Raw genomic sequence first — 18577 nt, forward strand, 5'->3', positions numbered from 1 at the left:
CACGCTCCGTTTAATTGTTGAACCCGGGCCGCTGCATTTCCATTTTGAATTTAGCCAATTTTGCATCCACCAAGCCGTTTAATCCCTTCAGGAGAGCGTTGTTATTCTGCTGTTGCTGGTCGTTCGTGTTCCCACGCTGATCGATGTTCATCTCGATATGCGGCGCAAAGGCCACGGTTGCGGCGGATCCTCTTTTGGCACGAACGCCCAGCGAGCCATCCGAGCCGCGGGATAGCGGTAGTATGGCTTCCGGCCCAGCCTCGCCCATCACGCCACCGCCGGCGGCGAATGCGAAGAGCGTCGGCCGGTCAACCACGCGCCCGCTGTAAGCGCTCAGGCTTGGCGAGTCGTAAACGCCGCCCTTTGCGTTGAGGCTAAGGCTTTGATTGGCGCTACTAGAAATTGCCGTGCCCGCATTGGCGCCCGAGGAAGATGCCGCCCCGCCGAATAAGCCGGACGCAATGCTGACCACTCCTTGCAGGAACGAGGATTCAGCACTTTTGACGGCGATCCGTGCCAAGTCATTCAGGACTGACGTGGCAAAGCTGGAAAAATTCAGCTTACCGGTTGTGACAAACGAGACCAGCGCATCTTCCATGCCGCTGAATGCGTCCGTGAAAGCGGTTTTCGTTTGGCCGGCAATATCCTTGGCCGAATCGATGTAGTTCTGATATGCGGAAGTGGCGCCGTTCGTCCAGTCGCTTTGCAGGGCATCCAACTGAGCATAATAATCGCTCTGCTGTTTCAGCCGGGCATCCAACTGCGCCTTGATATTAGCCGTTTCCTTTTTGTACGCGTCAGAATTAAGCGCATCCGCAGGCGTGCCTTTATCAAGCTGTTCCTGATAGCGCTGGTACTCCCTATAAATGCTCGATGTGTCGTTGGTGCGCTGCTGCTCAATATCGCCCTTTCCATAAGCATTGAGTTGCCGGGCATACTGATCGCCGGCATTTGAATAAGCCGATGCCATGGTGTCGTTGAGCTGCGCGGCGCGCTCCTGTAACTTGATAATGTCCTGCTGCTGTTTGGCTTGCTTCTCCAGTGCCGTCAGCTTGTCGAATTCCACCTCAAGAGCGGACTGATTAGCCAAAAGACTTTTCTGATCTGCTGTGAGGATGGTCTTGCCTTGCAGGTCGGCGATCAACTGAATGAACGCAAGTCGTTTCTGCTCCCATGTTCCCAGCTTGCTTTCCGATTCAACCTGGCCCTGCAGAGAGGCTTCCTGGCCCTGCATTTCCAGTAGCATGCGCGTGGCTTGATTGTCGGTAACAGCCTTGGTTTTCGGTACTGCTGGGTCTTTGTATTTCTCGTTAATATCTTGCCGCGCTTGAGCCTCAGTCATTCCATTCTGGGGCTTAGCACCGCTGGCCAGCAAATCAGTTAACTCTTTTTGCTTTTGAGCTCTTATTTGAGCATTTGTTGCGGTTTGCTGAAGTAAGGCGTTAAGTTTTGCTTGGGAATCTATAGCCTTATCTTGTGCCTGCTGACCCTTGGCCTGTACTGCAACGGTATCCGTCTGAAGGTCTAGCGCCTTTTGCAATATAGTAACGTTACCCTGGGCTTGGGGACCGCCGGTATAGGTCAACTTTCCGGATTGTCCGCTCGCCGCCTTTTGAGCGTCGGCCAGCAAATCAGATAAAGATTTTTCACGCCCGACTCCAAGCATCGCATCCCAAGCGCCTTTTGCGGTATTCCATACGGCCTGCCAACCGCTTTCAATCAGGCCCAGATTGTCATGGATAGACGATGCGCGGCTTTGCATGGCCGACGCATAAGCATCCTCCGCGACCTTCTGCGCTGCCTGGGTATTACCCTGCTGCTGAAGAGCATAGATCTGGTCGTAAACGGCCTGGGTTAAATAGTGGTACTGATTATTCAGCGCAACCGACCCTTGAAGTGGATCATCTGATAGCTTCTTGAAATCAGCTATCGTGTCATCGATCGCCCTACCGGTCGTGATCTGCATGGCGACTGCGGTCTTGCCAATTTCTTGCAGCGTGTCGCCGCTGAATGCGCCGGTTGATAGTGCAGCAGTCAACGCTTTTGCGGATGCCGAAGTCGTGCCGAACGAAGAACTTATCGACTTCGCCATGTCTTCTAGTTGGCCGGATGTTTTGCCCGCATATCCGCCGGTCAAGGTGATGGCATTGTTGAATGCGGTCGTTTCATCACTACCCTGCTTATATGCAAGAGCAACAGCAACGGCCACAGTTGCCACCGAGCCAAGTCCCAGCGTTACAGGGTTGATAAAGCTGATCAGTGCTTTTGCCGCGTTGCCTATACCGCCAAAGCTGTCTTTAATCTGCCCGCCCTGTTGAATGGCTATCAGCCATACCGGCATACCCGATGCAAGTGACGTCACGACGTCAGTGATCTGCATCGGTAGATAGCGCAACGCCTGGGCGTATTGCTTGGAGCTTAAGGTAGCGGCCTTGACCGTGCCGTCTTGTTGCGTCAATTTTTGGATATAAGGGGCGGCCTCGGCAGTTACGCCTAATTGCGCGGCCTTATATTCCAACAGTTGGGACGTGGTCAGGCCCATTGTTTCGGTTTGCTCGCGCAAGCCTTGGACAAAATTATCCTTTACGGCCTGTGCTTTTGCTTCTTCAGCTGCAGCAGCAGCCGTGGCAGCGGCTGCTTGTCTTTCTTCCGCCTCCATTTGCTTTATCGCATCACGCAAACCTCGCGCGGCGATAGCGGCTGCACTTCGCTGATCTGCCGCTTTTGCTTCCGCCGCTTCCTGGGCTTGGATAGATGCAATTAACGGGGCCGCTTCTTCAGTGATACCTAACTGAGCCGCCTTGTATTCCATTAAAGCGGATTTGCTCAATCCGTATGTTGCTACCTGATCTTGCAATCTGGCAATGAACGCGGCCTTGGATGCAGCAGCTTGGCGGTCGGCGGCTTCAGCTTCTTTTTGTGCTTGCGCTGCTGCTTTGGCCGCTTCAGCCTCTTGATGTTGCTTTTCTTGCAATTCAGTCAGTTGACTAATCAGGGCACCAGCAGTTTTTGAGACGCCAAGTTGGGCGGCTTGATATTCAAGCATGGCCGCCTGACTCATTCCGAATGTCGCAACTTGCTCACGTAATTTTTCAATGAGGGAAGTTTTTGCGGTCTCTGCTGCTTTGTCTGCTGCCGCGGCTTCTCTCGCCGCTTTGGCTTGCGCTTGGCCTGCTGCCGTCGCTGCGAACGCCGCTTGCTCGAGCTTGGTTCGCAGTTCATCAATTTTTGCGGTATAGATATCGAGATCTTCACCGCCAATCAACCCGGCGACACTAAAGCCCTTGAGCTGTTTTTCCATTTCATCCAAGCGGCCATACGCACCGACCACCGGATCAATCTTGCCAAGCAAGGAAGCCATAGCCGCTTGTTGCGCAGCCAAATCACCAGTAACACCATTAATGCTTTTCGAGGCGACAGCAGTTGACCGCGACATCTGCGCTGTCTGGCGCGTATACAAATCAACGCCGGCAGCGGCAGTACGCGATACCGTATTGGTCGTGGCCATTTCACTGGCAAGACTGCCAGCGGCGTTCTCTGCTGCCACACTCGCAGCAGTCAGGTTTCCCAGAGCATCAGCCGCTTTCGCTACGCCATCCTGCGTAACCTTGATTATCAAGCTGCCTGTTTCTTGCGGCATGTGCTTATCTCCGGGCGATAAAAAGCCCGGCGAGCACCGGGCTTATAACTTGGGAATGTCTTTCATGACCTCGAAGGCCATGTCCATGATGATCTCGATTTCCGCCGGCGTCGGCCGGTTACCGGTTAACTCCGCCCAGGCTTTCACTTCGGAAAACGTCAGCTCGCCGCCGGACCCACGCATCAGGTCAATGAACCAGCCCCACAGGTAGCCAGTTCCCTCCGGCAAATCAGGAGGATTAACCATGGCATCTGGCGTGATGCCTAACTTCATCGCGGCGTGGTAATGCTCTCTTAGGCTTTTTCCGTCTTTTTGCTTTTTGTCGAGCTTTCGCTGGAATGCGGTGTATCGGACGAGACCGGAGGCTTTTTTTTGAAAAACTCCGCGCGGTTGGCAGTGAAATTATTCACGCGCTCTTTGATAAACGGTGATTCGGTGAGTAACAGCTTGAGATTATCCGGCGTGAAATCCTCATCCAGCGACCAGCCGATGACGAGCGCCTGAAACTGGGTGAATTCGGCGTCCTCGTCGAATTTTCGGATAAAGGCTTTGTCGTCCAATTGTGCCTTGGTCAGTTCGAACACAGCCCGGCTCGCTGCGGTCTTGGCGGCGCGGAATTCGTCGCTATCAATGCCGCGCACCAGCAAATATTCTTCGGTCGGTGTGCCGTCGGGCAGCAACAGGAACAGCTTTTTGCCTTCATTGGCTTCTGACCGGGTGGCGAAATCACTTAATTTCATTTGGAACTCCATTAGGCTCGGGCGATACCCGGGCAATCGATTAGGCTTCCACTACGGGAACGCGGGTGATTTGCAGCAGAATATTGGTGTCCTTGGTTTCGAACGCTGTGAAATTGAACGTCAGCGCCTGGAATGCGTCGGCCTCGGCCAATGCCTCAGACGTGAATTTGATGCGTGGCAGCAGGAACGTATACGCGCCGGCCGCGCCGCTCAGCGTGAACTCCAGCGAGATATCCGCATTGTCGTAAAACATCTGCGACAAATCCTCGTCCTGGTACAAGAACGTGATCGACCCGGTTGTGGCCGCATTGGTTGAGCCGCTGGCCGCGACGCCGCGCTGACCGTACACATGCGACTGAGAAATGCCATTATCCATATTGAGCGATACCGACGTCACCGCATTGCTGGCGACGCCATTCACCAAAATGGTCGCGGTAAGCGTGGCGTTTTCACCGGTGGAATCGAACGGATCGTTGTTGGCCGGTTCGGTGTAGGTCGCGCCAGTGATCGGCGTTGCGTTATAGAGCACCGACGCGCCCATGATGCCGAAGTCAGCCGTCACGATGGCGTTCGGCGTAGCGGTCAATGCCAGCGTATTGACTAGACAGCCGGGATACCGGCGCAGCGTGTTGATGTCGGACTGCTTGCGCTCAATCGTGAACGGCTTTTTGGTGGCGCCGATAACGAGAACATCCTCAACCCACGAATTAAACAGCAGGCTTTGCAGCAGATAATCGAAATCCGCGTAAGCAAATTCGGTATTCAGCGTGCCGGAAGAGCTTTCCGAGCCACGGCCAGAGAATAACGTTTTGCGGTTATTTCTGACCTGGTTCGAACTCAGCGAGTCGCGAGTCAACGTCAATTCGCCAGGTGTTTTCGGTATGCGGACAAATGCGGGCGTTGCCGGGGTCGTGCCCTCAACGACTTCAGGCACCATCCAGTAATCAACCTGTTTGGCGCCGGCGGCAGTGATCATAGCCATAATTTTTTAACTCCGTGTTTCGTATGATGACCAGTAAAACGTCAGATGAGCGACCGCCCAGCCATCTTGAGACTGCGGATCGGTGTAGTCGCGGTTTTTGATAGTGACGCGGGTGTTGTTGTAGGTGAGAACGGTCCCGATTTTGAACTGCGCCCGCAGCGTGTCGAATATGGCCAGTATGGTGCCGCTCACGCCAGCGCGGATTTTGCAGACAACGTCTATCTGGATAAAGCCACTTATCGAATCCAGTCCGCCCGGCCCATACGACAGCGCATCATCGCCCGCCGGCGAAAAGTAGAACCGGAGATAATCGCCATCCGGCGGGTCGAATGATTCCAGCGGCCACGCCACCGGCAAAGACAATGCGGCGGCCGCCGCTATCATGCGCGTGCGCAGAGCGGATGAAATGTCCTTCATGGCTGAATCCTATTTGATGAGAATCATCTGCTTATTGAGGATGGTGTTGATGCGGGACATGTTGCGACGAACCATACCAGCAGGCGTCTGGACTGAATAACCATTAACGGTTTTCGGACCGTTTGCCGGATTACCTTCCTTGTCCTTCCATTCGCCATATTCGGCGACTGGCGCATAGGCCAGATTGTTTGTCAGATAAGCGGTAAAGTCTTGGCCCAAGCCATTAACGGTTGTTGTCATCTTTTCGACGGTTTGCGCTCCACTAATATCAGTATCAGTAAGTTGCCCTGCCGCTGGAGAATCAGCCGTTGCCTGCCAATTGGCCCGTAAAGTTCCTTTATCTACTGGAGTATCATTGATGACACCACTAAACAGCGCGATTGCAGCCTGCTTGCCGACATTCTCGGTGCGCTGAATGGTATCGCCAGCCCATTTGCCGATAGACATTGAAAATCCACCCATTTAGCGCCTCACTTGCAGTTGATAACAGAGCGTCACGTCAGCCGGCGTTTTATCGAAGATATTGATGATCCGCCATTTCGTCGTTCCGTCTTGCAGGAAATCGCCATTCAGCGGCGCAGTCGCCGCGGTGATGGTGACTTTTTTGTCGCTAGCCAGGATGAGAGTACCGTCGACCTCAATCCGGTTGAAGTTTTGAACGATGCCGGTCACCAGCAGCGATTGCGGCGGCGACGCGGTGGCATCGCCGGTCACCGGATCAATCACGGACGTGCCGGCGCGTTCGAGATACATCGTTTTGCCGTACTTCGTCAGCAGTCGGGTGGTCGTCGCCTGCATACGGGGATAAAATTCGGCCATATCACCCCCTCACGATGGCTATCTGCCCGGCGCCAACGCACAGACCGCGCAGCAGCGCATCAACAGCCGGGAACGAGGGCGCAATGTCGCGGCTGAACTCCGAATAAGTTACGCTCACGACCCCGCTGACCGCCTCAGATAAAACCTCTTGACCGTTCTGATTGGACGCGAGCAGATCAATCGTCTGCGCCTCGACCGCCAGGCGGCATTGAGCGCCAATCACCTGTTTCGGGATCACATCGCTGCAAATGATGTAATGATCGCGATTCACGTACGCGCGCGGCCACGCAAGATTCTGCCCGAATACCCGCGGCACGCCTTTCCATTTCCGACCCTCCAGCCAGTCCATAGCCTGGAACATTAACGGTTCGACCGCTGCGTCATCTGTCGGCAGCGTGAAGCCCCGGGCGGCAGCGTATGCCCGGCAGTCATTGACCGAGGCGTAACTGTTGAAATCCGGCGAATTCATGTCTGTTATGAGCATCCTTCACTCCTATCTTTAACGTGCCGGCATGAATTACTGATTCTCGGGCGGCGGATCCGGTTCTTTCGCTTTGCCCTTTTTCTTCACTGGCTCCGCCTCCACTGGCTCGGCAGTGAAGATTTCGTGTTCTTCCGTCAAATCATCCTTGTTGATGATGATGTAGCCATGCGGATTATCATCCGTTATATCCGCCACGATCTTTATTGTTTCAATTTCCATAAATCACCTATATAGCAAGGGCCATGACAGCCCTTGCTATTCCATTTTTATTAGCCCAGCAACTGGGCAATGTGATTGGATTTGATTGCCTTACAGCCCCAGGCAAGACGGACGTGGTAGACCAACTGCATGAATTGGCGATATACGGCGATGTCGTAGACAATGCCCGAGACAGGGTCGGTGATCTGCATCAGGTCATCTGCCATGTCCATTGCTCGGCCATCCGGGCCGATAGGCATCTTGGGAGAACGCGTAATCAACTGAACAGCGCTGGAGCTGAACGACATGTTCGGCGTAGCGGAGGCGCCCACAGTCACGGCGGTTGCGGCGGCAGGAATGGCTTGCAACAAACCCGGCGCGCCGATGGTCAATACACCGGGTGCCGACAAATCGGCTGCTACGACATATTTGTTGGCATCACCAGCAAATGTCACCGTATTGCCAGCCAGCACGGTACCCGTGCCGGTAATGAGGTTAATTTGCGTTGCGCCCACGGCATAGCCCGCCGTATCCGAGGTATAGTTCGCGCCAGTTCCTTTCGCCACAACCTTTACAGCGTTGGAGTTGCGGATCATTTGCCCTTCCAACTGTCCGATGATGCCCAGGCGCAGCAAGTCGGCGGTACCGGCCTCGTTAACTTTGAAAAGGACATTTTGTTTACCGCGAAGATTGGCGATACCAGACGAGCCCAAAACCACGTTCAGATCGGTTTGCGGCGCCCCGTTATCATCCAGAATCTTACGGGTCAGTGACAGGTCAGATAAATCTCCTGCGGTACCGAATGGCGCAGTGCCAGGATTGCCGTATGCGCGCGAGGCGTTCCGATACACGGTATTAAACAAATCAATTTCGATTTGATTGGAGATGGTGCGGAATGCCTGCGCAAACTGGTTTTGCAATACTCCGCCGTAAATGCCGGCGTTATTGAGTCCCGTTTGCTCTTCACCATTCCAGCGGATCGGGTAATGTTTCGAATTGCTGATCGTCATTTCGACATTGCCGATTTGCTGATCGCCACTGTCAGGTGCGGTAATACCAGGAGTATTGTCAGCCAATGTGCCCTGAGGGACTATGGGGATCGTGATTGTTTCATTCAACGCAGCGCGTTCACCGTTGGAATTGCGGGAAACAGCAGGAATGAACCCGATTTGTTCGCGGGAAACCACGTCCAGCGCCTGATAGATGATCGGGATCAATCCGGTTAAGGTGTTAGCCATGAGGCATATCTCCGAAATTTATAAAATGAGTGAGTGAACCTGTGTTTCGGGCCATCCAGCCCATTCGGCGCACCCCATCCGGGGATATAGCCAGGTGCAAAAAAAAGCCCCGCATTTAGCGAGGCCTGAATTTTCTTAATCGACGATACTGACTTCGCCCTTGTTTGCAGATGCGGCAACAGCGGCTTGTTCAGCAGCGGAAAGACCATCAAATTGAGCGCGAGTAACAGTGCGTTTGCCGCCAGGCAATCCGCCATGAGCACCGCTGCCCGAAGAATTCGAGCCCTTGAGGATGTAATCGCGGTTCGGATAGTTATCCACCAGCGTTTCGATCGCCTCGTCAAATCCAGCGAGTTCACCCGGTTTAACGCGAGAGAAAATTCTGTTACCTGACGGGTCATACGCAACTATTTTCCCGTCCTCGATTTTGAATGCATTACCGAACGCCGCCCGCGCCATATCGCTGGGGATAATCAGCTTTTCTTTGATAAATGGCGAACGGTCGAACTGTCCGCCAATGCGTTCGTTGAATAACGTGCTTTGAAGGGTGTCACGTTCGCCAGAAATCTTGCTTAATTCTTCAGCGTGCCTCTTTTCTTGTTCAGTAAGGCGCCCTTCATAGGCTTTGACGGCTTCGGTTTTGACGCGCTCGACTTCGCCTGCTTCAACCAATTTTTTGTCATCGAAGTTTTTGACGGTTTCGATCGCTTTCAGCGCCGCTTCAACGCTTTCGATGCCATCAAAGGTCTTCAGCTTCGCTTCGGCGGCTTCGGCTCGTTCACGATGTGATTTCGCTTCACCATTGAGACGTTTGATAGTTTCAACAGTGCCAGCAGCGTCAAACGGCACCTCTTTCCCATCGGCATGCACATAAACAGGATTGCCGTCGACCAGCACTGCATGACCATTCTCATCTAATTTCAGTTTCATGACTTTCTCCGGCCTTGTGGCCATTGATAGGGCATCCGCCCCGGTTCGCCGCCGGCATCCGCCGGACGACAGGCATAAAAAAGGCCGCCGAAGCGACCAGGTAATGATTGAGTTGATTAAACGCCAGCGCGAATGAATGCGTTTGGCGCCAGTTGCCGCATTTCATCTAAGGTAAGCGGCTGAAAGTTCTTATCGAGCTGCAGGGCTGCGAATTGTTGAGCGCTTAAACCACCATCTCGAAGCAGCGTGGCCCGCATTTTACCAATGGCGCTATCCTGATACTCGTCAGGCTGACGCTCCAGCCATTGGTAATAGGTTTCGTTTGCTGGCACATAACCCGTTGCTGATGAACGCGTTGCGCCTTCACTGAAAGTGTCGTCATCCAGCACCGGACGAGTTGTGCTTCGGCATCCAATATGAAGCGGAGGTCTGGGCCCGACATTAATCGGGTATTCCGTCCCATCCAATGACCGGCAAACAGCGGTTGTCCGATTATCAAGCGTGGCAACAAATCGCACCTTATCGATCACGTCATCGTTGGCATCATAGAAAGCCTCCCGCGCCACGCTTGAGGTGTGCTGTATCGCCGTCCTGCCGATCATGTCGGCGTTCTGAACGTATTGGCCGATAATGCCGTCGGCGCCGTTAAGCTTTTTGGTGCCGCGCAGCGCTGTGGTCAGCTGCTGTATCGTCTGGCCTTCGCTCCAGGCTCGCAGCACCGCGTTATTCGCCGCGGTGAGCGTTGCCGTCTCCCAATCTTTGATGAACGGGTCGAGCATTAACTCGCCGCGCCAGTTCCTGATGGACATTGGCGTATTGTTGAGCTGACGAATGATTTTATCGGTATCGGGAATAACCAGCGTCGGCATGCCGGCAATCGACATCAGCGAATGATATTCCAGATTGACCACTTCGCCGGATATCTGATTGCACAGGTCGCGCAGCTGCTGGCCGTAAGCATCGACCGGCAGCGCCATGGCCTTGGCGAGCAGCTTTGATATCTCATCACGCTCACCCATCGTGCCGATAATGCCGTCATAATCCTGTAGGATATCGCCCGCGGCAGAGCGCAGATCATTAAATAGGGTTTTGAGCTCTCCGCCCTGTCCAGCCTTGATGCGCTCAATCAGCGACTGAATGAGTATGGCGTTATCATGCAGTGACTGGGCCATTCGTGTACGCTCCCATTCCCGGTACGCTGGCGGCCAGTTCAGCAATCACCTCATCGACATCAGCGTCAGCGTCAATCAAGCCCAGCGTCTGCAAATCACGCACTAAATCGACTTTCCGGATGGCGCCGGCCTGGTATGCCGAAACAAGCGCGGTAACGCCCGGGGCATCAACTGACAAGGACGACATATCCAGTTCGGTATGGATTTCGACATTGCCGCCATCATCCATCCCGCGCCAGTCGGCCATGAACTGCAGGACGTTGTCGAGCGCGTCCTCCAGGGAATTCGCCATCGTGTAGAGCGGGCTGTCTTCCTGCATGGTTTCCTGCCCAACCTGATCAACCGACTTGGTTGACGTGTTCTCTTTGCGCAGCAACTTGGCGCCAGCCATGCGCATTTGGTCGAGCAAATCATCAAGCGAGGCCTGTCCTGCATCGATACTGGCGCCGGTATGCTCGGTATATTCGACGCCCTGCTTTGTGCGGTCGTTGAATTTCATGGCCGTTGACGCGCCGAGCGTGAGCTCCTGGTCGTCAGCAAGCCCAAATACCGACAGTATCGGCACGCGAGCGACGTGCAAAATGGTGTCCTGGTCGCTTTGGCTCTGCCAGTGTTTGACGTTCAGATGCGCCAAATTGAGTAGCGGCGGCGAGGCGGTCATAAACCCGGTGCGCTTGGTATAAAGCGTCACCAGCGGAATGGTGTCCATCGTGGTAGCCCATTCATCCGTTAACGCCCAAACGGCCTGATTATTAGCGTCCTGCTGCTTTTGATAGAGCGCGCAGTAATTCGGGCGCAGCAACCGGATTTGCAGCACTTCCTTTTCGCCCCACTCGCCATCCGGAACAGTCACGCATTCCATGATGCGAATTTCGGTCAGTGTTTCGCCCTTTGCCGTTCTCGCCGACTTCCAGCCGATGAGCTGGCGCGGATCGATAATAATGGCATACGGCCTGGCGCCGACGGCTTTCTCCTGGGCAAGATTACTTACACCCTCAATGCGTGGATAATCAACCAGCGCATGGCAAAGTCCTCGCTCCATGGCTTTATTGAAAAACTGTTGCGCCCATACGTCCAGGTTGTTCCCGGCCAGGTCGAAATTTTCTGCGTAAAATTTGATGTCGTCCGGCGTATCAGCGGAAAGCGTGGTTTCGTCGGCGAACACGCGCCCGTTCATGCCCTTTATTGTCTCTTCGAGCGCCGGCAGCAGCGTGGCCACTTTCAGCCGGCATTTATACGCATCAATATCTTCGTTCGGCCAGCGCGGCAAATACTTTTCTCCGGCACCGCGCATGCCCTTCGTGCCGCCCATCAGGGCGTCGATCAGGTCCCAATCGTCGACCATGCAGGAATAGGCTTTAATGGGCGTTGAAATGTCAGCCATGATTACATCCGTAGTTTGTGAACGGTGCCTTGCGGCTTAATGATTGGATAATCTTTCGTGATGAAATAACCGCCGCCATCATTGGGGTGGTCATTGTCAGATTTTTTATCTGGCTCGCCATTTTTATCCCAAATTTGCTGTTCCAGGCAGTCGGTATAGGTCGGACAACGCCTGGTATTGACCAGATAGCGTCTCTCACCATTGCCGTTGCAGAACATGGCATTCATTGAGTTAACGCGGTCTTTAACCGGCGGATTTGCTTCATTCACGACAATCTTAAAGCCGGCCTGTTTGAGCTGTTCGATATCGGTCAGGCTGGCATTATTGGACTTGCGCGAATCACCCGATGCGTCAGGGTAGATATAAAGTTCGCGGGTCTTTTTGTAATTATTTCCGTCGTACAGCCAGAACTGTTCACGGATCCGGCGAATCATATCTGGCGTGTCATAGGCATTGATGATTTCGCAGACTGCGCGCGGTAGCCCTTCGCGCTTCACATGAACAATGGCCGCCATTTTGCCGACGTTAAAATCCATGCCGATATACAGCGCTTCGCCCGGAAGCTCTTCATCTTTGCAGTCATTCAGCCGGCGATCGAATTGGTGGTAAACCGTCCCGCTCGTCAGGTTAACGAACTGGCCGTTCAGATAGGCCTTTATCAGCTCTGGCGGATAGGACTTCAGCAGCGATGGAATGTAATCCGGCGGCAAATTGGCTTCATTGTCGTATGTGCTCGCCTGTACCAGCCCGTATAGCGTCGCCAGTTCCGGGTTGTCGCGAACGGCTTTCTTGAATTGCTGGTATACAAACTTAAAACCTTCCGGAGTCGTTGTGACGTCAATGCCATTTCGCAATCCTTCGCGCTTGTAACGCATGCGGGCAATTATTTTTCGCCATGCCTGCTGCGCCTTGGCTGTTTTCAGAACGTCGAGCTCATCGACCAGAGCATTGCCGATTTTGAAACCGACGATGGTCTCGGGCTTTTCCATCGAGCGGCATATTGTGGTGCCGCGGTACCGGCGCCCTTCATAGAAATGGACTTCTTTGTTGCTCTCGTTGATTTTGACCTTCAGGCCCCAATCCTCGGCCACCTCTTCAACGGTCGGATAGAAAATGTCGCGGATCTGCGGATAGGTCGGCGCAAAGTAGCCCTGGTTAACTTTAGGAAATTCCCAGAAGCCTTTGCAGATGGCGCCGCAACCGATCCACGTCTTCCCGCTGCCGAACCCGGCAACGTAAGTCCTGAATTTTTGTGGTAAAGCGAGAAAGCGGGCCTGGGGAATATTAAGCGTCGGGTTGATCATCGTGATTAACCCTCGCGTCCACCACATTGACGTTTATCGCCACCGGGGTCGGTTCGTCGCCAACGCCCCCCTCTCCATTGAGCTGTTTCTGAATCTCCAGCCGCTTGAGTTCCATGTCGAGCAGCGAGATTTCGTGGCCCTGCGTCTCATCCCTGGCCTGCTTCAGGATGCCTTGACGCATGATTTTGTTTTTGCCCCAATCCTCATACATCCGTTGCAGCTCACGGAGGCGAAACGATTTATTGGCAATGGGAATGTCGAGAATATTCCCCTTAAAATCCTCCCTGGTCTGATAAAACAGGGCTTTGAGCTTCTTGCTTAAATTTTTACCTGATCGCTTCGTGGGGTCGTAAAGCGCGCATTGCCTTCTGTCAATTTCCAGGCCGAATTCCTGCTTGACGGCGTCCGCGACTCGTTGAGGTGTATCCATGCAGGCAAGAGCTTGAACTATATATATTTTTACAGGCTCCTTGAGCGCTGCCATAAGCACCTCTTTGTCATGCCGGGTCAAGCAACGCGGACGGCAGTCAGGCCAACTTCAAGAGGCAGGTTCCACATGCATGAGCAACCGAGGCTCGGGAAATGGTGGGGCCGGAATTAGCCAGGTCTACAATCCTTTGCACGTCTTCCGTTGCGCCGTATCTCTGCACAACGCCAAAGAACTCTTCAACATCATGACCGCGAATGGTTAATGAAGCCCGGCCCATTGAATCGAAACAGGGGCCGCTCGCCCCGACACGCTGCGCCAGGTGATAAAGCTCATGCTCGACCAGCGCGCAAAAGTCTTCATCCTGGCATTGACTGCAGTAACGGGCGTCCAGGGTGATCAAAGCGCTGGGAATGAAGCCAAACCAGCCGATCATCTGGGCTTCTTGCCGTAGCTTTTGCCAGCCGCTGACGCGGAACGCGGGGATTTCAGCCTGTCCCAACACACGGCGCCCTTGCTTCACGAAGCCTTCTTCTGCCCACAGAAAGCAGACTCCATCATGTTCAATCAGGTGTTCATGGTCAGGGTTGTAGAGGGCTGAATGCTCGCTGAGGACCGTTTCATGCAGCCAGTCATAAATTTCCGGGGCAGGCTGGAAATTCATTGCCGCAAGATTATCGCTTTGCGTAGAAATTGGCGGATATGGCCGGTCCAGGCTATGCGTGTCGCTTGCCATGTTCGCTCCATAAAAAAACCGCCCGCAGGCGGTTCATTCGACTTATTGTGTTTTATTCTTGGTTGTTTTCTAACGCTGACTGAATGGCGTCAGCCAAGCCATTAATACCTTCTTTCGCTTGTTTAATAGTTTGGAATGCACTGTCGTTACTGGCGGCGGCCTTGATTATTTCTAATGCGGCACGCACAGCTAAAAGCCTTTGATGCGCCTCGGGCGTTTTTGCTTCCTGTTGCGTGTAATATCCCTCTAACATCGTAACCTCCGAATGATGATGAAGATGCTACGTTAACAGCAGTCTTGACCCAAATGCTTGCACTCCATCAATAATTCGCTATCTCGTCTTGCTGGCTTCGTAGTGGTCCATCATGAAGTCGTCCACCTGCCGCGCTTGGCCTTAATCATCGGCAGGAATTTTTCCATAATGCGCTGAACGAGATAGCAAAACGTTTCGTTCGTATGGTCATTGGGAGTTGGGATACCAACAATGCTGCATATTTCAAATGCCACATGTCCCGCTTCATGCGCCAGGGTGGCCGCCGAATCATTGAAGACGCCCAGCATGATTGTCCTGCGGTTTTTTGCTGCACGTTCCATCTCAAAGCCATCATAGCCGCTGAAATCGAACTCTTCGCCTGTCAGCTTTTTGATGTATTTCGCCGCCTGCTCCCGGTCTCGCAACAACACGATGCGAGCGCAGTTAAACAGTGGGGTTCGCATTTCTGGATGTTTGTTCTTTTTAGCCACAATTAACTCCAGACAAAGCTGAGGTGATGGAAAAACCAGATCAGCCCTTCAATCATAGCCCAGCCGACAACCGCGCTGATAATGAAGAAAACGACAAATACCGCAGTAAATGAACCATCAAGTCCGCTGTACATTTTTCTCTCCTGGGTTAATGCGCACATTCTTCTGCCATGGCCTGCGCAGCCACTATGAGCCGGTAATGGGCGGCATTCTCTGTTTACTGAAATCCGCGCGCTCAGCTGTATAGAGGTTCAGCGTCATTGCTAACGGGGTACGCTTCCGACAGCGCGACGATGAAAAATTGTGATGGCTATCTATTGTTTTGTACCCGTTTTTCGGGTACATTAATATCATAGACAACGCAACGAGGCATCATCATGAAACTGTTCCACGGCTCATTCTTCGAAGCAGCACCCATCATAAAAGTCGGCGAATTTGCAATGAGCGGTGACAATGTGTTTGATGGCATTTTTGCTTGTGATGACGTCGATGTAGCAGGTTCCCATGGTGACTACGTCCACGCATATAACGTTGCTTCCATCGCTAATAGCGCCACTCTAAATGCCCGCATCAAAGAGGTTATCGCATTCCTTAAATCACAAGTCGATGCCAACCCTGATGAACTGGAAGACCTCGCTAACGCTATTGCAGATGACGAATGTGGCGACGCTTTCGAATACTTGCTGTCACCGCGTTCTATAACCGGTAATGCTGGGTGGGAAATGCAACGCCTTCGGGGCCGTGTTGCTGCACATCTGGGCTTTGATGCCGTTGAAATGTACGACGAACACGGTACCTCTTATCTCATCGTTAACCCGAAGGTGATTGCAGAATGATGGCCATGGGCTTACTGGAATACATCAAAACCTATTTCGGTGGTAATCAGTCAGAATTCGCCCGGCATATGGGCGTCAATCGTCAAAAAGTCAATGGCTGGATTAACGATAACTGGATAGTCTTTGACGGAAAGCTTTATAGCCCGCGCAGAGAAGTGTCTCCTCCTTAGACATCATGACTTACTGCCGTGCAGGCAGGTCCATAACTGTCATGAGGAATAATTTCAATGAGTATTATGAATGCCATCCTGCCGGTTGCCGCCGGCTGGGCCAACCCGTCATATCGCCGCGTTTCGACCTGGTTAACCGTTTATGAAAAACGCCTGCAGGCCAAAAATTTTGCCAGGACAACGCTTCAACATAAACGCATGATGCTTTCGGTCCTAAATCGCTTTATTGGGCCATTGCCTATCGGGTCCGTTACACCGCACCATGTCTTATATTTTCTCGATTTCTACGTTGCCCAGGGAAAAACGAGATCGGCGGCCATTGCGCACTTTCTGATTAAAGACGTTTTCCGCGAAGCAGAATTCAGCGGATGGATAAACAAAAATCCCGTCACGCCAGTCCTAGTCCCGGATGATGTCGTTAAGCGAGATCGGCTGACGGTTGATGAATGGCAAAGGATTTATTTAGCCGCAAAATTCCAATCACCGGACTATTTCCCTCTCGCCATGCTACTGACGCTCGTCACCGCGCAGCGGAGAAGCGACATATCAGCAATGCGGCGCGAGCAGATTTTCGATGACCATCTGCATATTGAGCAACTTAAGACCGGCGCCAAAATTGCCATACCGCTGGATTTGCGCCTAGATGCTCTGGGAGTTTCTGTACGAGAGGTCATAGATATGTGTCCAGGCAATGATTTCCTGCTGTCGCACCGGCAAATCATGGTCCATTCGTTATCGCATCGATTCCAGGCAGTGAGAGATGCGATATTCCCGCGCGATCAATGGTTGGGAACCCCGCCCTCGTTTCATGAGCAGCGGTCTCTCGCGGAGCGGCTATACCGCGACCAGGGCATCAACACTCAACGGCTGCTCGGGCATAAATACCAGCGCACAACCGACAGGTACGATGATGACCGGGGGCGGGAGTTCAGGAAAATAATCATCTGAGCAATTTTTGCGATAATTATCACGAAATACTGAATAAATAACTTGTCCGAAAATCGGACAAGTAGTATTATTGTTTTCAAGGGGAGGGGCTCGAGCAACTCCCAACAGCCGAGGGCTCCAAAATGACTAAATTCATCTACGACACAAAATCCATCATGCAACAGGCATGGGCACTGACTCGCAAACGTGTTGCTCAGGGTCGCAAAGAACCAATTTCTAAAATTTTTTCATCCGCTCTTCGCCAGTCTTGGGCAAAGGCGAAGGGTGCAGCGCAGGATTTCGAACTGTATGAAGAGTACAAACCTGATGCTTTAAAAATGGGTCGGTATATCGAATTGGCTGAGACCGCAGAACGCAATGGACTCAAACACGGCCAATCCTGGATTTGCGAGGAAAATAACTGCGGACGGCACAATTTTCAACGCGCCCCGCGCTCATGGGTCGGTCAATCCGTTTGCTATGTATACGCTAACTAATAGAGTCCACGGTTATGAACAAATTAGACAAAATTGAATATTTTACCGAAATGGCCGAATCCATGTTTGGTAAACATTGGAAAATGCCACTCTCTGAATTTTTTGGCGTAACCGACAGAACCATCCGCAGGTGGGCCACGGGTGAAAACGAAATCCCGGACGAGGCTATCCGGGGCATGTTGTCTTTCATGTATGCCCGCATCCGAGCTATAACCGCCGCTGCTGATGAAATTGCAATGGAATTCGTAACGGAGGACGGTTATGAACGCATAATTTATATGCCATCAATGCAAATCGCCAATATGCGCATCGATCTTGATGTGGAAACGCGCGAATGGTTCGATATAGACGGAAAGCTCTATGCAATTCATAGTGACGGTACCGTCATCGATATGTCTGGAAATAACGCAGCGTTGCCGGATGGCGTATCAATCGAGCAACTCTACTATGCTAAAAAATCCTATATTGAAAATCCAGAAAATCAAATAGCAGAAAACTGAGGTGCATATGGATAACAATTTTTATTTCAGATTAGTTAGTCAATGGCATCAATTTTCCTATGAATTTTCATGCTCAAATTATTATGAACTAAAATTTAACACGCATTGCGCATTCAATGCATTAAAAATGCATCTAGACGAAAAAAATAATGATAGCCATCATGAAAAATTACCAAACAAGATGGAATTGCATATAAAGAATCGAAATACATGGTTAGGACTGTCTCAGTACGTCAAACCAATTGATATATATAATAAATTTAATGCTCGAGACCTAATTAATATTTATATTGACCAGGGCAGTGATTTTGAGCTGCTATGGCGGGCCGCAATTAATGTGCAAATTCACATCGAAAAAATCAATGGAATCTGCAAATTTGTATCAAAACCGGTCTTAAAATCAGTTTAGTAATTCTAAATGTTCCCTGCGCC

Annotated in this window: 24 protein-coding genes; 5 read left to right on the forward strand and 19 right to left on the reverse strand. The window is 52.2% G+C overall.

Features of this window, described 5'->3' with window-relative positions; all coding sequences use genetic code 11:
• Positions 1 to 10: 10 nt before the first annotated feature.
• The 19 genes from ACL2XJ_RS23425 to ACL2XJ_RS23515 all read right to left on the reverse strand — a co-directional run bounded on the left by ACL2XJ_RS23425 (position 11) and on the right by ACL2XJ_RS23515 (position 15349).
• On the reverse strand, positions 11 to 3640 hold the full coding sequence (locus ACL2XJ_RS23425) for a phage tail tape measure protein (protein ID WP_413724648.1): 3630 nt from the start codon (positions 3638 to 3640) through the stop codon (positions 11 to 13).
• 42 nt (positions 3641 to 3682) lie between these two features.
• Positions 3683 to 3886, reverse strand: coding sequence for a hypothetical protein (locus ACL2XJ_RS23430; RefSeq protein WP_413724649.1), 204 nt, complete (start codon positions 3884 to 3886; stop codon positions 3683 to 3685).
• A 47-nt stretch (positions 3887 to 3933) separates the two neighbouring features.
• A complete protein-coding gene (locus tag ACL2XJ_RS23435) occupies positions 3934 to 4380 on the reverse strand; it encodes a phage tail assembly chaperone (protein WP_413724650.1) in 447 nt (148 codons plus the stop codon).
• Positions 4381 to 4420: 40 nt separating this feature from the next.
• Positions 4421 to 5362: a phage tail tube protein gene (locus ACL2XJ_RS23440; RefSeq protein WP_413724651.1), complete on the reverse strand. Its 942-nt coding sequence runs from the start codon at positions 5360 to 5362 to the stop codon at positions 4421 to 4423.
• Between the two features lie 6 nt (positions 5363 to 5368).
• Positions 5369 to 5779 carry a phage tail terminator-like protein gene (locus tag ACL2XJ_RS23445; protein ID WP_413724652.1) on the reverse strand — a complete coding sequence of 137 codons (411 nt, stop codon included), beginning with the start codon at positions 5777 to 5779 and terminating at the stop codon, positions 5369 to 5371.
• A 9-nt stretch (positions 5780 to 5788) separates the two neighbouring features.
• The gene (locus ACL2XJ_RS23450; protein WP_413724653.1) at positions 5789 to 6226 is read right to left on the reverse strand and encodes a hypothetical protein; all 438 of its coding nucleotides are present in this window, start codon (positions 6224 to 6226) and stop codon (positions 5789 to 5791) included.
• Positions 6227 to 6241: 15 nt separating this feature from the next.
• Positions 6242 to 6598 carry a hypothetical protein gene (locus tag ACL2XJ_RS23455; protein WP_413724654.1) on the reverse strand — a complete coding sequence of 119 codons (357 nt, stop codon included), beginning with the start codon at positions 6596 to 6598 and terminating at the stop codon, positions 6242 to 6244.
• A gap of 1 nt (position 6599) precedes the next feature.
• Positions 6600 to 7082: a DnaT-like ssDNA-binding protein gene (locus ACL2XJ_RS23460; protein ID WP_413724655.1), complete on the reverse strand. Its 483-nt coding sequence runs from the start codon at positions 7080 to 7082 to the stop codon at positions 6600 to 6602.
• A gap of 33 nt (positions 7083 to 7115) precedes the next feature.
• Complete coding sequence (locus ACL2XJ_RS23465) at positions 7116 to 7301, reverse strand: hypothetical protein (RefSeq protein ID WP_413724656.1); 186 nt, start codon at positions 7299 to 7301, stop codon at positions 7116 to 7118.
• Positions 7302 to 7351: 50 nt separating this feature from the next.
• The gene (locus ACL2XJ_RS23470; RefSeq protein WP_413724657.1) at positions 7352 to 8518 is read right to left on the reverse strand and encodes a P22 phage major capsid protein family protein; all 1167 of its coding nucleotides are present in this window, start codon (positions 8516 to 8518) and stop codon (positions 7352 to 7354) included.
• 135 nt (positions 8519 to 8653) lie between these two features.
• Positions 8654 to 9448: a DUF6651 domain-containing protein gene (locus ACL2XJ_RS23475; RefSeq protein ID WP_413724658.1), complete on the reverse strand. Its 795-nt coding sequence runs from the start codon at positions 9446 to 9448 to the stop codon at positions 8654 to 8656.
• A gap of 116 nt (positions 9449 to 9564) precedes the next feature.
• Positions 9565 to 10620 (reverse strand): phage minor head protein, encoded by a 1056-nt coding sequence (locus ACL2XJ_RS23480; protein WP_413724659.1) that lies wholly within the window; start codon positions 10618 to 10620, stop codon positions 9565 to 9567.
• Positions 10601 to 12004: a DUF4055 domain-containing protein gene (locus tag ACL2XJ_RS23485; RefSeq protein ID WP_413724660.1), complete on the reverse strand. Its 1404-nt coding sequence runs from the start codon at positions 12002 to 12004 to the stop codon at positions 10601 to 10603. Before ACL2XJ_RS23485 ends, ACL2XJ_RS23480 begins: the two co-directional genes overlap by 20 nt.
• A gap of 2 nt (positions 12005 to 12006) precedes the next feature.
• Entirely contained in the window at positions 12007 to 13308 is a 1302-nt protein-coding gene (locus tag ACL2XJ_RS23490) for a terminase large subunit domain-containing protein (RefSeq protein WP_413724661.1), read from the reverse strand.
• A complete protein-coding gene (locus tag ACL2XJ_RS23495; RefSeq protein ID WP_413724662.1) occupies positions 13289 to 13792 on the reverse strand; it encodes a DUF2280 domain-containing protein in 504 nt (167 codons plus the stop codon). Before ACL2XJ_RS23495 ends, ACL2XJ_RS23490 begins: the two co-directional genes overlap by 20 nt.
• 43 nt (positions 13793 to 13835) lie before the next feature.
• Positions 13836 to 14471, reverse strand: a complete 636-nt coding sequence (locus ACL2XJ_RS23500; protein WP_413724663.1) for a putative metallopeptidase — start codon at positions 14469 to 14471, stop codon at positions 13836 to 13838.
• Between the two features lie 52 nt (positions 14472 to 14523).
• Positions 14524 to 14724 (reverse strand): hypothetical protein, encoded by a 201-nt coding sequence (locus tag ACL2XJ_RS23505; protein ID WP_413724664.1) that lies wholly within the window; start codon positions 14722 to 14724, stop codon positions 14524 to 14526.
• 110 nt (positions 14725 to 14834) lie between these two features.
• Positions 14835 to 15215 carry a hypothetical protein gene (locus ACL2XJ_RS23510; RefSeq protein ID WP_413724665.1) on the reverse strand — a complete coding sequence of 127 codons (381 nt, stop codon included), beginning with the start codon at positions 15213 to 15215 and terminating at the stop codon, positions 14835 to 14837.
• 2 nt (positions 15216 to 15217) lie between these two features.
• Positions 15218 to 15349: a hypothetical protein gene (locus ACL2XJ_RS23515; protein ID WP_413724666.1), complete on the reverse strand. Its 132-nt coding sequence runs from the start codon at positions 15347 to 15349 to the stop codon at positions 15218 to 15220.
• Positions 15350 to 15592: 243 nt separating this feature from the next.
• Between ACL2XJ_RS23515 and ACL2XJ_RS23520 the strand changes: the two genes are divergently transcribed.
• From ACL2XJ_RS23520 to ACL2XJ_RS23540, 5 genes are all read left to right on the forward strand, one after another.
• Positions 15593 to 16051 carry a hypothetical protein gene (locus ACL2XJ_RS23520; protein ID WP_413724667.1) on the forward strand — a complete coding sequence of 153 codons (459 nt, stop codon included), beginning with the start codon at positions 15593 to 15595 and terminating at the stop codon, positions 16049 to 16051.
• The gene (locus tag ACL2XJ_RS23525) at positions 16048 to 16221 is read left to right on the forward strand and encodes a hypothetical protein (RefSeq protein WP_413724669.1); all 174 of its coding nucleotides are present in this window, start codon (positions 16048 to 16050) and stop codon (positions 16219 to 16221) included. Before ACL2XJ_RS23520 ends, ACL2XJ_RS23525 begins: the two co-directional genes overlap by 4 nt.
• A 57-nt stretch (positions 16222 to 16278) precedes the next feature.
• Positions 16279 to 17169, forward strand: a complete 891-nt coding sequence (locus ACL2XJ_RS23530) for a tyrosine-type recombinase/integrase (protein WP_413724670.1) — start codon at positions 16279 to 16281, stop codon at positions 17167 to 17169.
• A 122-nt stretch (positions 17170 to 17291) separates the two neighbouring features.
• Positions 17292 to 17645, forward strand: coding sequence for a hypothetical protein (locus ACL2XJ_RS23535; protein ID WP_413724671.1), 354 nt, complete (start codon positions 17292 to 17294; stop codon positions 17643 to 17645).
• A 14-nt stretch (positions 17646 to 17659) separates the two neighbouring features.
• Entirely contained in the window at positions 17660 to 18145 is a 486-nt protein-coding gene (locus tag ACL2XJ_RS23540) for a hypothetical protein (RefSeq protein ID WP_413724672.1), read from the forward strand.
• Positions 18146 to 18577 lie beyond the last annotated feature (432 nt).

Origin of the sequence: Sodalis sp. RH16, from assembly GCF_047324245.1 — a bacterium.
Taxonomy (GTDB): Bacteria; Pseudomonadota; Gammaproteobacteria; order Enterobacterales; family Enterobacteriaceae; genus Acerihabitans; species Acerihabitans ligni.